Origin of the sequence: Micromonospora cynarisoli (assembly GCF_030518815.1) — a bacterium.
Classification (GTDB): Bacteria; Actinomycetota; Actinomycetes; order Mycobacteriales; family Micromonosporaceae; genus Micromonospora; species Micromonospora wenchangensis.
This window is the reverse complement of the sequence record NZ_CP130426.1, coordinates 7,091,511-7,105,590: the sequence shown is the minus strand read 5'-3', so window position 1 is coordinate 7,105,590 and position 14,080 is coordinate 7,091,511. Positions and strand designations below refer to the sequence as shown.

The following is a 14,080-nucleotide window of genomic DNA, read 5'->3' as shown; positions in this document are numbered from 1 at the left end:
TCAGACCCGTACCGTTTCCTCGGCCTCGTCCACGGCGGCCAGCACCCGGTCGACCGGGAGCGCCGCCCATCCCGACGCCGTTCCTACCCCCGGCGCGGCGGCGCAATCCTCGCCCGCGGCCCAGAGCACCCGGTGCCACGGCCGGTCGGCAGGCGGGCCCCAGCGGGCCGGCGGCACCGGGCCGAAGAGCAGCACCGACGGGACGCGGTAGGCGGTGGCCAGGTGACCGACCCCGGTGTCCCCGCTGACCACCAGCCGGGCGGCGGCCACCAGGGCGGCCAGCTCACCCAGGTCGGTCCGGCCGGCCAGCACCGCCGACGGGGGCAGACCCGCGCCGGCCGCCACCCGGGCGGCCAGTTCCCGTTCGCCGGCCGAGCCGGTCACCACCACCCGATGCCCCCGGTCGGCCAGCCGCCGGGCCAGCACGGCGAACCGGTCCGCCGGCCACCGCTTCGCCTCGACCTTGCTGCCCGGATGCACCACGGTCACCCCGGCCGGCAGCCGGCCCGGCGGCGGCCGGCGCAACGCCAGGTCGGTGCGGTCGGCCGGGATGCCGTACCAGTCGAGCAGCCGGCACCAGCGGTCCACCTCGTGCTCGTCGTCGTCCCAGTCGGGCCCGTCGGCGTGCCCGGCCGGCGGGCACCGGAAGGCCACCAGCCGGCCCGCGCCGGCCAGCATCAGGTGCGAACGCGGCCCCCGTCCGTGCAGGTTCACCGCCACCTCCGGCGCCGGCCCGGACCACGGCGGCGCGCCGTGCGACGACCGGCCGGCCGACGGCGGGACGGGCCAGGGCGGCGGGCCGAGGTCGTCGGTGGGCAACAGCCGGTCGACCCCGCCGACCAGCTCGACCAGCGGACCCAGCCAGGCCGGCGCGGCCAGCACCAGTTCCTCGCCCGGATGCCCGGCCCGCAGGGCGCGCAGCGCGGGCACCGCCGTGGCCAGGTCACCGACGCCGAGTGCCCGCAACACCAGGATCACGGGTACGAGGTCTCCTGCTCGGCGCAGACCACCAGTTCCCGCACGGCGCTGCCGGGCGGCTGGGACAGCGCGAACATGATCGCGGCGGCGGTGTCGGCCGGGTCGTTGAGCTTCGCGTCCGGCCCCGGCCGGTACTGCGGGTCGCGGTCGTCGAAGAAGGCGGTCCGCATCCCGCCGGGGATGAGCAGGGTCACCCCGACGCTGCCGGCCAGCTCGGCGGCGAGCGACCTGGTGAAACCGACCACCCCGAACTTCGCCGCGCAGTACGCGGTGGCGTCCCCGACCGCCTTGACGCCCAGGGTGGAGGCGACCGTGACGACGTTGCCCCGGGACGCCTCCAGGTAGGGCAGCGCGGCCCGGACCACCGCCACCGTGGCGAGCAGGTCCACCACGACGATCCGTTCCCAGGTGTCGCGGGGGACGTCGGCCAGCCTGCCCGGCACGTCCATGCCGGCGGCGGTCACCACCGCGTCCAGCCCGCCGACCCGTTCGGCCAGGTCCCGGGTGGCCTCCTCGGCGGCCCGGGTGTCGGCCAGGTCGCACTCGATCCACGGCACCCCGTCGTCGGGGCGCTGCCGGTCCAGCACCAGCGGTCGTCCGCCAGCCTGGGCGACGGCGGTGACCACGGCCGCGCCGAGGCCGCTCGACCCGCCGGTGACCAGGACGGCCGGACCGGCACCGGGTGGACTGCTGCTCATCGTGTTCCCTCCGTCGTCGGATGCGCCGGGCGGGACCCGGTGGGTTCCGCCCGCGCGCCGCCGGCCGGGCCGGTGCGCCGGCGCTCACCCCGGGCCGCCGCGATCATGTCGGTGGTGGAGCGCCCGTCCAGGTAGGGCACCACCACGCTGTCCCCGCCCCACCGGCGCAACAGCTCGCCCTCCGGGAGGGTCGGCTCGTCGTCGACGCCGGTGGCGTAGTCCCCGCCCTTGACCCAGATGTCGGGCCGCAGCCAGCCCAACGTCGCGTGCGGGGTGGGCTCGTCGAAGACCACCACCGCGTCGACGCAACCCAACGCCGCGAGCAGCCGGGCCCGGTCGCCCTGCGGGATCACCGGCCGGTCGGGGCCCTTGAGGCCGGTGACGCTGCTGTCGGAGTTCAGGCAGACCACCAGGCAGTCGCCGAGCTGCCGGGCGGCCTGCAACGTCGCCACGTGTCCGGCGTGCAGCAGGTCGAAGCAGCCCCCCGTGGCGACCACGGTGCCGCCGGCCGCGCGGACCTCGGCCACCACCGCGCCCGCCGCGGCGGCCCCGATCCGTTCCCCGCCGCCGACCAGCACCGGCGGGCAGTCCCGCACCGGCACGGGCAGCGCGGTGGCCACTCCGCCGTCCGCCACGTACGCCGACGCCGCACCGACAGCCGCCTGGACCGCCTCGGAGACCAGCGCGCCCCCGGCGAGCGCCACCGCGGCGGCCGAGGCGAACCGGTCCCCCGCCCCGCAGGTGTCCCCCTCGGCGTTGACCGGCGCGGAGACCATCAGCGGCGTCGCCCCGGCGGAGCAGAGCAGCGCGCCGTCGCCTCCGAGGGTCACCACCACCGCGCCGGCCCGCCAGCGTTCCCGCAGCCCCTGGCCGGCCCGGGCGGCGACCGCCAGCCGGGACCCGCCCGGCGGCACCTTCGCCAGTTCCCGGGCCTCCGGCTCGTTCGGGGTGACCAGCCGCACCCCCGGCACCGCGACCGGACCCCGTGGGTGCGGGTCCCAGACCACCGGGGCGCGGGTCGCGGCCAGCGCCGCCCGCAGCGCCGGTTGTCGGGCCACCCCCCGGCCGTAGTCGCTGACCAGCACCGCGGACGCCCCGGCGAGCAGCCGCAGCACCACCTCGGTGGGCGGCCCCGGCTCCCCCGCCATGCCACCCCGGTCGTGGCGCAGCAGCACCCGGCCCCGGGCGCGCAGCCGGACCTTCTCCGGGGTGGCCCCGGCCAGCGGCAGGCCGTACACCTGCACCCCGGCGGCGGTGAGCAGGGAACTGAGCCGGGCCGCCCCGGCGTCGTCGGCGAGCGCGGTCACCAGCGCCACCTCGGCACCCGCGGCGGCGGCGAAGACGGCGGCCAGGCCGGCCCCGCCGGGCCGGTCGGCGGCGGCCGTCTCGTCCAGCACCGGCACCGGCGAGTCGGGGCACAGCCGGTTCACCACCCCCTCGACGTCCCGGTCGAGCAGGGTGTCCCCGACCACCACCAGCGGGCCCCTCATGCCGGGTCCCCGTGCCGTCCGTCGGCCGCCGGGTCGACGACCACCTCCACCCCGGCCCGTACCGGCCCGTCGCCGGCCACCGGCGGGGCGGGCGGGTCGTCGGCCGCCGTCCGGTCCACCGGCGGGGCGGCCGGGTCCACGGGCCGGGCCGGCGACGCGGCGGCTGCGGTGGCCGCCGCCTGGCCGGCCAGCGCGGTCAGCGCCGTGGGCAGTGCCCGGTCGACGTACTCGCAGAGCACGTGGGTGGAGACCAGGTGCAGTTCCTGCACCACCTGACTGTCCGGCGAGGCGACGCCGAGCGCCTCGTCGCAGGCGTCGGCGAGCGGGTTCGGCGTCGGGCCGGTGAACGCCCAGCAGCGCAGCCCGGCCTCCCGGGCGGCCGCCACGGCGGCGAGCAGGTTGCCGCTGGCCCCGCTGGTGGACATCAACAGCAGGACGTCACCGGCCCGGCCGTGGGCCCGCACCTGGCGGGCGAAGACCTCGTCGTAGCCGTAGTCGTTGCCGATCGCGGTCAACGCGGAGGTCTCGGCGTGCAGGGCGATCGCCGACAGCGGCCGGCGCTCGTCGCGCAGCCGGCCGACCAGTTCGGCGGTGAGGTGCTGGGCCTCGGCGGCGCTGCCCCCGTTGCCGGCGACCAGCAACCGCCCGCCGCCGACCAGGATGCCCGCCAGCTCGGTGCCCCAGCGGGCCAGCAACGGCTCCGCCGCCCGGTACGGCAGCAGCGCCTCGGCCAGCAGGGTCAGGTGCGCGTCGAGCAGGCCGGCCCGCGCCGCCCGGGTCGAGGTCGTCATCAGGCGACCACCCGGCTCGGCTTGCGTACGGCGGCGACCTCGGCGTACACCTCGGTCAACCGGTCGGCGGCGGCGGCCCACGAGTAGTCGCGGCGGGCCCGCCGCAACGCGGCGGTGGCGTAGCCGTAGCGGCGGGCCGGGTCGCCGAGCAGGCCGGCCAGCGCGTCCCCCAGCGCCTGCGGGTCCCGGGCCGGCACCAGGTCACCTGTCACCCCGTCGACCACGGTGTCCCGGATGCCGCCGACCGCCGTGCCGACGACGGGCACACCGCAGGCCATCGCCTCCAGCGGGGTCAGCCCGAACGGCTCGTACCAGGGGGCGGCGACCAGCACGTCAGCCGACCGGTACCAGCGGCCCATCTCCTCCCGGGGCACCGCCCCGACCAGCCGGACCCGGTCGGCGACCCCGCAGGTGCCGGCGAGCGCCCGCAGCCGCCTGGCGTACGGGTCGGTCTCCAGCAGCCCGGCGGGCGGCCCGCCGACGACCACGCACTCGGCGTCGGGCACCAGCGCCATCGCCCGGATCACCGTCTGGAAGCCCTTGCGTTCCACCAGCCGGCCGACGGTGAGCACCCGGGGCCGGTCGGCGTCGCGGTCGACGGCCGGGCCGAGCGGGGCGAAGGTGTCCAGGTTCACCCCGGACGGCACGACGGTCATCCGGGACCGGGGGACACCGAGCCGGACCAGTTCCCCGACCTCGTCGCGGCACTGGGCGACGACCCGGTCGACGGCGCACCCCAGTTCCCGTTCGTAGCCGATCCGCCGGGCCGGGCTGGTGTCCTGCACCCCCTGGTGACGCCGCTTGACCGTGCCCAACGCGTGGTACGTCTGCACCACCGGCACCCCGGTCTGCCGGCCGGCGGCAAGCGCGGCCAGTCCGCTCATCCAGAAGTGCGCGTGCACCACCTCAGGCGTCCAGTCCCCGCCCCGCCACCGACCGGTGAGCCAGTGGCTGAACTCCTTCATGTGCGGCAGCAGGGCGTCCTTGGCGACCGGCTCGGCCGGGCCGGCGGGCACGTGCACCACCTCGTAACCGTCCGGGGCGCGGACGGCGACCGGCAGGTCGACGGCGTCGCGCCGGGTGTAGACCCGGACGTCGTGGCCGGCCGCCACCAGCGCGGCGGAGAGTTCCGCGACATGCGTGTTCTGCCCGCCGGCGTCCTCACCGCCCAGCACGGCGAGCGGGCTGGCGTGCTCGGAGATCATCGCGATGCGCATACTTCCTCCTCCAGCAGGCGGTCCCAGTCGGCGAGGAAACGGTCCAGGCCGTAACGGCCCAGCGCGGCGGTACGCGCCCCGGCACCCGCCCGGCGGGCCTCGGCGGGGTCGGCGACGAACCGGGCGGCGGCGGCCAGCAGGGTGTCGATCCGGGTGGACAGCGCCCCCGCCCCGGGGGGCACCGCCTCCACGGCCTCGGTGGTGGCCAGCGCTACCACGGGCATGCCTATCGTCATGGCCTCGATCAGGCTCAACCCGAGCGAGGTCCACCGGCACAGGTGCAGGTAGGCCCGCCGCCGGGCCAGTTCGGCGTGCATCAGGTGCTGCGGGACGTCGTCGTGGCTGGTCAGCCGGTCGGCCGGCAGTCCGAGGTGGTCGGCGAGCCCGGCCACCTTCATGCCGAAGACATCCAGCGGGGCGATCTCGGCGAACCGGGCGAGCAGGTCGCTGCCGGTGATCCGCCCCCGGCGTACCGGCTCGTTGATCACCACGGCGAGCCGGTCCAGCTCACCGGTCCAGGTCACCGCGGGCGGGACCACCCCGTGTTCGACGACGGCGGTGCGGGTGGTCCCGTTGTCCCAGAACAGCTCGTTGAAGTGGGTGACGTGGGCGAGCAGCAGGTCGTCCCGGTCGGCCATCGGGTGCCTGGTGTTCGGCACGTCGCCCTTGGGGGTGTTGTGCTCGACGTAGACCGCCGGCACCGCCCGGCCCACCGGCCGGCCGAGCCACTGGCCGGCCAGGTCGTACTCCTCGGGGCGTTGCAGCAGCACCACGTCGACGTCGGCGTGGCGCAACTGCTGCGGGGTCACCTCGACGGCGCTGTCCGGCCACGGGTAGGTGCGCGCCCGGCCCAGCCCGTACGGGCCCCGGTCGGGGGTGACCGGCACCAGGTAGCGGTGCTTGCCGTGCACGAAGGACGTGGCCCAGGCGCCGTGCACGTGCCAGAGCAGGATGTTCATCGGTGACTCCCCCGCCCGGCGGTCACCGGCGTCGCGCCGGCCGGCGGCGACCCGACCGGGGCGTCGGCGGGGACGCCGAGCAGGCGTACCGCGTCGAGGACCCGGCCCGGTTCGACGGCCGACAGGCAGGGGTGGCCGGGCACCGGGCAGACCGTGGCCCGGGTGTCGCGGCAGGGCGCGGCGGCGTCGCCCAGCCGGACGGTCGGCACCCGGTAGGGCCCCCACTGTCCGTAGGGGACGGTGGGGGCGAACAGGCTGACCACCGGCACGCCCAGCGCGGCGGCCAGGTGCGCCGGCCCGGTGTTGCCGACCACCAGCGCGCCGGCGTCGGCGAGCACCCCGGCCAGGTCGGCCAGACCGGTCCGGCCGCCCAGGTCGATGCCGGTGTCGCCGGCCACCCGGGCGGTCAGCGCCGTCTCGTCGGGCCCGCCGGTGACCGCGACCCGGTGACCCGCGGCGGTGAGCGTCCGCACGATCCGGGCCGCCAACTCGGGTGGCACGGCCCGGCTCGGCACCGCCGAACCGGGATGCAGCACCAGGTACCCGGGACCACCGAGCCCGGCCGGCGGGGGCGGCACCCGGTCGGCGCGGACCCGCAGTCGCGGATCGTCGCCGGCCGGCAACGCGAAACCGGCGGCGGCGGCCAGCGACAGCGCCCGTTCCGGCTCGGGCAGCCCGGCGGGAACCCGGTGCCGCACGTCGAGCAGGGAGCCCGGGTAGTCGTCGCTGATCGCGCTGACCGTCGGCACGCCGGCCAGCCGCAGCAGCAGCGCCAACGGCAGCGGCGACTGGTGGAACGAGGTGAACACGACCGCCTCGTCGGCCCGTACCGCGCGCAGCCGGTCGGTGAGCCGGTCGATGTCCGCCGGGTCGACCGGGTCGGGTGCGCCGTCGATCCAGGGCAGCGGCCACTCGACGATCTCGTCGACGCCGGGCAGCAGGGCGGCGGCGTCGCGGCCCCGGGGGCCGCAGAGCAGCACGACCCGCTCGGCGTACGCGGCGACGGCCCGGACGGCGGGACCGGTGACCAGGACGTCGCCGGCGGAGTCGCTGCGGACCACCAGCACGGTGCCGGCCCGGCGCGGCGGTGGCCCGGCGACCAGGGCGGACCGGGTGAGGATCAGCTCCACGGCGGCGGGCAGGTCGGCGGCGACCTGCCCGGCGGCGGCGACCTCGACGGCCCGGGTGGTCGGGGTGGGCACGAGCACCCCGGCGGCACCGGCTGCGGCGGCGGCACCCAGGTCGGCGGCGATGTCCCCGACCAGCACGCAGCGGTCCGGGGTGGTGCCGAGCGCCCGCGCGGCGGCGTGCACCATGCCGGGCGCGGGTTTGCGGCAGACGCAGCCGGCCCGCTCGTCGTGCGGGCAGCACTGCCAGGTGTCGAAGGGGCCGAGCAGTTCCTCGATCCGCGCGTTGACCGCCCGCAGTTCGGCGGCGGTGAACAGCCCCCGGGCCAGCCCCGACTGGTTGGTGACCACGCCGAGCCGCAGCCCGGCGGCGCGCAGCCGGTCCAGCGCCGCCCGGGCGCCGGGCACCGGGCGTACCTTGTCAGGGTCGCCGTTGTACGGCACGTCCTCGACCAGGGTGCCGTCCCGGTCGAGCAACACCGCGTCGTACAGTGCGCGGCCGCCCCGGCCAGCGACCGGATCAACCCGGCCTGACCTGCGCTGATACGGCTCCGCGTCCCGTCGCACGGGCGGCGGGTTCCCGAGGCCCCGGGGAGTAAACCTGGCCCTACCGGGCGGTACGCCGCCCGGCCCGCTCCCCGGCGGCGGGCCGGCACGCGCCGTCGACCCGCCCGCGTCGGTGCAGCGTTACCCGTCGGGCCGGAGAAGCTAACGCGGCGGGTTAGGCCGGGCGGGCCCGGGTACTGCTCAACGGTGGCAGTCGTGGAGAAAGTGATCGATGCACCCCCGCAGCAGGTCTTCGACGTGCTGGCCGACGGCTGGACGTACAGCGACTGGGTGGTCGGCACGGTGCACGTGCGCGACGTCGACGCGCAGTGGCCCCGGGTCGGCACCCGACTGCACCACCGGGCCGGCCCCTGGCCGTTCTCCCTGGAGGACGCCTCGACGGTGCTGGTCTGCGAGCCGCCGCACCGGCTGGTGCTGCGGGCCGGTCTGTGGCCGGCCGGGGCGGCGGTCGTGGTGTTCACGCTGACCCCGGAAGGGGACGGCGCGACCCGGGTCCGCATCGGCGAGGACTTCGCCGCCGGCCCGTTGCGTTGGGTCCGCAACAAGCTCAACGACCTGGTGCTGCACCAGCGCAACAAGGAGACGCTGCGCCGGCTCTCCGACATCGCCACCCGGCAGAAGGCCGACGCGCGCGCCGAACGGTGACCTGGCGGTCGCGGGGAGCCTCGGCGGGGTCCCGCCGGGCTTTTGGCTACCCTGTGGGGGAATGCCGACCGCGACTGAGGATGTCCGAGATGATCGAACCCGTGGAGCTGCCGTCACCGTGGCGGGACGCACGCCTGACCGTCGTGGTCCCCACCTACAACGAGGCGGGCAACCTCCCGGTGCTGGTCGACCGGCTGCTGGCCCTTCCGCTGCCGGGCCTGAAGGTGCTCGTCGCCGACGACAACTCGCCGGACGGCACCGGTGAGGTGGCCGACAAGCTGGCCATCGAGAACCCGGACCGGGTGCAGGTCGTGCACCGGGCCGGCAAGGAGGGCCTGGGCCGGGCGTACGTGGACGGCATCGGCCGGGCCCTCGACGGCGGCGCGGAGTACGTGGCGCAGATGGACGCCGACCTGTCGCACCCGCCGGAGGCGCTGCCCGGGATGCTGGGCGCGCTGCTGTCCACCCAGGCGGGGGTGGTGATCGGTTCGCGGTACGTGCCGGGCGGGCAGCTCGACGAGGCGTGGCCGCTCTACCGGCGGGCGCTCAGCGGCTGGGCCAACCTCTACGTGCACACCCTGCTGCGGGTGCGCATCCGCGACCTGACCGCCGGCTTCAAGATCTGGCGGGCCGACGCGTTGCGCGACATCGGCCTGCACCGGGTGCAGTCGAACGGTTACAGCTTCCAGGTGGAGATGCACTATCTGGCCACCAAGCTCGGGCACACCATCCTGGAGGTGCCGATCCGGTTCGAGGAGCGGCGCGACGGCATGTCCAAGATGACCACCGCGACCAAGGTGGAGAGTGCGCTGATGCCGTTCAAGCTGCGTACCCGGCACCGCAACCTGGACTCCTGACCCCGTACCGGGGTCGTGGGTGGACGGTTCAGCGGTAGAGCGTCCGGTGCGCGGCGTCGATGACGCCGGCGTACACGCCGCCGGTGACGGCGCGGTCGCGGGCCAGCGCCGCCCGGGCGGCGTTCGCGCCGGGCGCGCCGTGCACCCCGCCGCCGGGGTGTGCCGACGCGCTGGCCAGGTAGAGCCGGTCGACAGGGGTGTCGGCCCGGCCCAGGCCGGGGATCGGGCGCAGGAACAGCTGCTGGTACGCCGCCGCGGTACCACCACCCAACGCCCCGCCGACCAGGCTCGGGTCGCCCTGTTCCAGCTCGGCCGGCCCGGCGACGTGCCGGCCGACGACCAGCCCGCGGAACCCGGGGGCGGCGGCCTCCAGCACGTCCTCCATCCGCTGCACCTGCCGGGCGACGTCCTCGGCCCGCCAGTCCCGCCGGAACGGCAGGTGGGTGTACGCCCACAGCGACTCGGTGCCGGCTGGCGAGTGCGTCGGGTCGGCGGTGGTCATCTGCCCGGCCAGCAGGAACGGGGTCGTCGGGATCTCACCCCGGGCCAGTTCGGCGGAGTAGCTGGTGAGCCCGTCGAGGTCGGCGCCCAGGTGCACGGTGCCGGCGCCGGCCACCGCCGGGTTGGTCCACGGCAGCGGGGCGGACAGCGCCCAGTCGACCTTGAGGGTGGAGCCGTCCCAGCGGAAGTGGGCCAGATCCTCGACCAGCCGGGGCGGTAGCTGGGCGGCCCCGACCAGGTCCAGGTAGAGGGCGGGGGCGGGCACGTCGGCGAGCACCGCCCGGCGGGCCCGCCACATCGTCCCGTCGACGGTGCGGACCCCCACCGCCTTGCCCCGGGCGGTCAGCACCCGGTCGACCTCCGCCCGGTAGCTGATCCGGCCGCCCCGCTCGGTGAACCGGGCCACCAGCGCGTCGGTGATCCGCTGCGCGCCGCCGACCGGCACCGGCCAGCCGACCTGTTGGCCGAGCATGGCCAGCAGCCAGCCGTAGACGCCGGAGCCGGCCTCCTCGGGGGACAGGTCGGTGTGCAGGGCGCAGCCGGCCAGCAGGGCGGGGCCGCCGTCGCCGGCGAACAGTTCCGCGCCGAGCTTGCGGACCGGCAGGACCAGCCGGCGGGCCAGCCGCAACGCGCCACCGACCCGCAGTCGGCGCAGCAGGCCCAGCCCGCCGCGTACCGGGGGGAACGGGGTGGTGATGGCGTCGAGCATCGGCCCCGACACCCGTGCCCAGTCGGCGTACGCGTGCCGCCAGCGGTCCCCGTCGCCGGGGGCGAACGTCTCCAGCGAGGCGGCGGTGGTGTCCAGGTCCCGGTTGATCACCGCGGCCCGCCCGTCGGGCAGCAGGTGGGCCAGCACGTCGGGGGCGTGCGTCCAGGTCAGCCCGTAGCGGGGCAGGTCGAGGCCGGCCAGCACCGGGGAGGCGTACCCGAGGGGGTAGAAGGAGCTGTACAGGTCGCTGAGGTAGCCGGGGGCGGTGACCTCGGCGGAGCGGACCGCCCCGCCCGGCGCGCCGGTCGCCTCCAGCACCAGGACGTCCCAGCCGGCGTCGGCGAGCAGGTTGGCGGCCACCAGGCCGTTGTGTCCGGCACCGATGACGACGGCGTCCGCGGTGTCCGTGCCCGGCGAGATCATCAGATCCGGCTACCCGGCCGGCAACCGGGCGAAACGCGTTTGCTTCGACGGGAGCGGGGCATCCCGCCGCATGTACCGGGTGGAGCAACTCATCGGTGGGGTGTGGGGCGCGGGCGGGGCGGGCGGTGAGCTGACCGTCCTCGATCCGGCGGACGGCAGGCCGGTCGGCACCGTGCCGGTGGCGACGGCGGACGAGGTCGCCAAGGCGGTGGAGGCGGCCCGGGAGGTGGCCGCCGAGTGGGCGGCGACGCCGGCGGCCGGGCGGGCGCACCTGTTGCACGAGGCGGCGGACGCGGTGGCGGCGGCGGCCGAGGAGCTGGCCGCCGCGACGACGGCGGAGATGGGCAAGCCGCTGGGCGACGCCCGGGGCGGGGTGGCGGCCGGCGTCGGCACCCTGCGCCAGTACGCCGAGCTGGGCCCGCTGCGCGGCGGCCGGACGCTGCACGGCGACGGCGACGCGATCGACTTCATGCAGCCGCAGGCGCGGGGGGTGGTCGCCGCGATCACCCCGTGGAACGACCCGGTGGCGGTCTCCTGCGGGCTGCTCGGCGCGGCCCTGGTCACCGGCAACGTGGTGCTCTACAAGCCCAGCGAGCGGACCCCGGTCACCGGGTGGCTGCTGGCCCGGCTGTTCGACGGGGTGTTCCCGGCGGGGGTGCTGTCCCTGCTGACCGGGGGTGCGGAGGTGGGTGCGGCGCTGGCCGCGCAGCCGGTGGACGTGGTGGCGCACGTCGGGGCCACCGCGACCGGCCGGGCGATCGCGGCGGCCTGCGCCCGCACCGGGGCCAAGGCGCTGTTGGAGAACGGCGGCAGCGACCCGCTGGTGGTCGACGCCGGGGTGGACTCGCGCTGGGCGGCCGAGCAGGCGGCACTCGGGGCGTTCGCCAACGCCGGGCAGCTCTGCGTGGCGGTGGAGCGGATCTACGCGCACCGCGACGTCGCCGAGGACTTCGTCGACGCGCTGGTGGAGCGGGCCGGGGCGCTGGTCGTCGGGCCGGGCCGCGACCCGGCGACCGAGCTGGGCCCGCTGGTCGACCGGCGGCACCGCGACCAGGTGCACGGGCAGGTCACGGCGGCGGTGGCGCAGGGGGCGACGCTGCGCGCCGGTGGGGTGCTGCCGGACGGGCCGGGGGCGTTCTATCCGGCGACGGTGCTCACCGACTGCCGGCACGAGATGACAGTGGTCCGGGAGGAGACGTTCGGGCCGGTGGCGGCCGTGGTGACGGTGGACTCGTTCAGCGAGGCGCTGCGGTGTGCCGCCGACTCGCCGTACGGGCTGGCGGCGACGGTGCTGACCGGGTCGATGAGCCACGCCCAGCGGGCCTGGCGGGAGCTGCCGGTGGGCACCGTGAAGGTCAACGCGGTGTTCGGGGGCGCGCCGGGTGGTGCCGCGCAGCCGCGCCGGGGCAGCGGCCAGGGCTTCGGGTACGGCCCGGAGCTGCTGGACGAGTTCAGCACGGTCAAGGCGGTGCACCTGCAACCGCCGGCGGGCGGGCACTGGTGAGCCGGGGCCGCCCCGAACCGGGGCGGCCCCGCGTTCCGCGCGTACCCCCGGTCAGTCGCCGCGGGCCTTGCGGGTGGCCCGGTTGTTGGCCTTCTCGATGGCCTTGACCAGTTCCGGCTTGGTCATCCGGCTGCGGCCGGGCACGTCCAGTTTCTTCGCCACCTGCATCAGGTGGTCCTTGGTGGCGTTGGCGTCGACCCCACCGGCGGTGGGGGCCCGGCGGGCGGGGCCACCGCCTTCGGCCTGCCGGTCGCTGGGCCCCTTGCGGCCCTTCGGCTCCCAGTGGTCGCCGACCTTCTCGAAGCTGTGCTTGACGGCGGCGAAGGCGGCGCGGTGCGCCCGCTCCCCCTCGCCGTAGGTCTCCACCGCCGAGTCGTGCGTCTTCTCCCAGGTGCGCTGTGCCTTTTCCGGGGAGCGCCGCAGCGTGCTGGGCAGTACCTCGCGCCCGGGCATCCCGTCCTCCTCCGCGTCGGTTTTCTGGCTGACCGAACGGTTCCCTGCGCCGGCACCGGCAAACACCGACGTCGGGTTTGTCGATTTCCGCCGTCGGGTACCGCCCCGCCCAGACGCGCGCCGGACGCCGGGTCCGCCGGGTCGTCGGGCGACGAGGAGCCGAGCATGGCAGCGACGACGGAGCAGACCACGGTCGCCGGTGGCGGGTCGGAGAGGGGCGTGCCCCGCCGGGTACGCCAGTTGAGCTGGTCGACCTGGCGCGGGGTGCTGGTCCGCAGCGGCCGGAGCTTCGTGACGGACAACTGCGCCGACTGGGCGGCGGCGTTGACCTACTACGGGGTGCTCGCCCTGTTCCCGTCCACGGTCGTGGTGGTGGCCCTGGTGGGGCTGGTCTCCGACGGGGAACGGACGGTGGACACCGTGTTGGGCCTCGCCCGCGACATCGGGGCCGGTTCGGTGGTCGGCAACGAGGGTTTCGTGTCGGTGGTGCGCACCGTGGTCGACCAGCAGAGCGGGACGAAGGTGCTGCTCAGCTTCGGTCTGCTGGGCGCGTTGTGGTCGGCGTCCGGGTTCATCGGCGCGTTCACCCGGGCTTCCAACGCCATCTACGGGGTGCAGGAGGGTCGCCCGTTCTACCGGCTGCGCCCGTTGCAGATCGGGTTGGCCGGGGTGTCGCTGCTGCTGCTCGCGGTGGTGGCGCTCGGGTTGATCGTCAGTGGCCCGGTGACCGACGCGGTGGGCGACCTGGTGGGTGCCGGCGGGCTGGCCCGGACGCTGTGGAGCGTGGCGAAATGGCCGGTGTTGGCACTGGTGATGATGACGCTGTTGTCGCTGATGTTCTGGATCGCCCCCAACGTCCGGCAGCCCCGGTTCCGGTGGCTCACCCCCGGCGGGGCGGTCGCCCTGCTGTCCTGGGTCGTCGTCTCCTTCGGCTTCGGCCTGTACGTGGCCAACTTCGGCTCGTACGACGTCACCTACGGCAGCCTGGGCGCGGTGATCGCCTTCCTGGTGTGGCTGTACCTGTCGAACTCGGCGCTGATGTTCGGGGTGCAGATCAATGCGGAGTTGCAGCGGGGCCGCAGGTTGCAGGCGGGCGAGGACGACCCGGGTGAGCCGGTGCTGCCGCCGAAGGCCACCGCCGGTTCGTGACCCGTCGGGTTC

13 protein-coding genes are annotated in these 14,080 nt (G+C 76.2%); 4 read left to right on the top strand and 9 right to left on the bottom strand.

Annotated features, from left to right (window positions below; translation table 11 throughout):
* From Q2K16_RS31150 to Q2K16_RS31120, 7 genes are read right to left on the bottom strand one after another with little or no spacing between them, the layout of a single operon-like run.
* Positions 1–978 carry a glycosyltransferase family 9 protein gene (locus tag Q2K16_RS31150; RefSeq protein WP_302742071.1) on the bottom strand — a complete coding sequence of 326 codons (978 nt, stop codon included), beginning with the start codon at positions 976–978 and terminating at the stop codon, positions 1–3.
* On the bottom strand, positions 975–1,676 hold the full coding sequence (locus tag Q2K16_RS31145; protein ID WP_302742069.1) for an SDR family oxidoreductase: 702 nt from the start codon (positions 1,674–1,676) through the stop codon (positions 975–977). The genes Q2K16_RS31150 and Q2K16_RS31145 overlap by 4 nt, the downstream gene beginning before the upstream one ends.
* Entirely contained in the window at positions 1,673–3,166 is a 1,494-nt protein-coding gene (locus Q2K16_RS31140; protein ID WP_302742067.1) for a PfkB family carbohydrate kinase, read from the bottom strand. Before Q2K16_RS31140 ends, Q2K16_RS31145 begins: the two co-directional genes overlap by 4 nt.
* Positions 3,163–3,957 (bottom strand): D-sedoheptulose-7-phosphate isomerase, encoded by a 795-nt coding sequence (locus tag Q2K16_RS31135; RefSeq protein ID WP_302742065.1) that lies wholly within the window; start codon positions 3,955–3,957, stop codon positions 3,163–3,165. Before Q2K16_RS31135 ends, Q2K16_RS31140 begins: the two co-directional genes overlap by 4 nt.
* On the bottom strand, positions 3,957–5,174 hold the full coding sequence (locus Q2K16_RS31130) for a glycosyltransferase (RefSeq protein WP_302742064.1): 1,218 nt from the start codon (positions 5,172–5,174) through the stop codon (positions 3,957–3,959). Before Q2K16_RS31130 ends, Q2K16_RS31135 begins: the two co-directional genes overlap by 1 nt.
* Positions 5,159–6,133, bottom strand: coding sequence for a glycosyltransferase (locus tag Q2K16_RS31125; protein WP_302742062.1), 975 nt, complete (start codon positions 6,131–6,133; stop codon positions 5,159–5,161). Before Q2K16_RS31125 ends, Q2K16_RS31130 begins: the two co-directional genes overlap by 16 nt.
* The gene (locus Q2K16_RS31120; RefSeq protein WP_302742060.1) at positions 6,130–7,827 is read right to left on the bottom strand and encodes an HAD-IIIA family hydrolase; all 1,698 of its coding nucleotides are present in this window, start codon (positions 7,825–7,827) and stop codon (positions 6,130–6,132) included. The genes Q2K16_RS31125 and Q2K16_RS31120 overlap by 4 nt, the downstream gene beginning before the upstream one ends.
* A gap of 195 nt (positions 7,828–8,022) precedes the next feature.
* Between Q2K16_RS31120 and Q2K16_RS31115 the strand changes: the two genes are divergently transcribed.
* Both Q2K16_RS31115 and Q2K16_RS31110 read left to right on the top strand, forming a co-directional pair.
* Positions 8,023–8,472 (top strand): SRPBCC family protein, encoded by a 450-nt coding sequence (locus Q2K16_RS31115; RefSeq protein WP_368052528.1) that lies wholly within the window; start codon positions 8,023–8,025, stop codon positions 8,470–8,472.
* 89 nt (positions 8,473–8,561) lie between these two features.
* Positions 8,562–9,329 (top strand): polyprenol monophosphomannose synthase, encoded by a 768-nt coding sequence (locus Q2K16_RS31110; RefSeq protein ID WP_088644061.1) that lies wholly within the window; start codon positions 8,562–8,564, stop codon positions 9,327–9,329.
* A gap of 28 nt (positions 9,330–9,357) precedes the next feature.
* Here Q2K16_RS31110 and Q2K16_RS31105 read toward each other — a convergent pair whose 3' ends face one another.
* On the bottom strand, positions 9,358–10,962 hold the full coding sequence (locus tag Q2K16_RS31105; protein WP_302742056.1) for a phytoene desaturase family protein: 1,605 nt from the start codon (positions 10,960–10,962) through the stop codon (positions 9,358–9,360).
* A gap of 70 nt (positions 10,963–11,032) precedes the next feature.
* Here Q2K16_RS31105 and Q2K16_RS31100 point away from each other — a divergent pair, with 70 nt between their 5' ends.
* On the top strand, positions 11,033–12,466 hold the full coding sequence (locus tag Q2K16_RS31100) for an aldehyde dehydrogenase family protein (RefSeq protein WP_302742055.1): 1,434 nt from the start codon (positions 11,033–11,035) through the stop codon (positions 12,464–12,466).
* 51 nt (positions 12,467–12,517) lie between these two features.
* Here the strand turns inward: Q2K16_RS31100 and Q2K16_RS31095 are convergent, their stop codons facing one another.
* Positions 12,518–12,919: a ChaB family protein gene (locus Q2K16_RS31095; RefSeq protein ID WP_145918831.1), complete on the bottom strand. Its 402-nt coding sequence runs from the start codon at positions 12,917–12,919 to the stop codon at positions 12,518–12,520.
* Between the two features lie 165 nt (positions 12,920–13,084).
* On the opposite strand from Q2K16_RS31095, the gene Q2K16_RS31090 reads away from it, so the two are divergent.
* Positions 13,085–14,068 (top strand): YihY/virulence factor BrkB family protein, encoded by a 984-nt coding sequence (locus tag Q2K16_RS31090; protein WP_302742053.1) that lies wholly within the window; start codon positions 13,085–13,087, stop codon positions 14,066–14,068.
* Positions 14,069–14,080 lie beyond the last annotated feature (12 nt).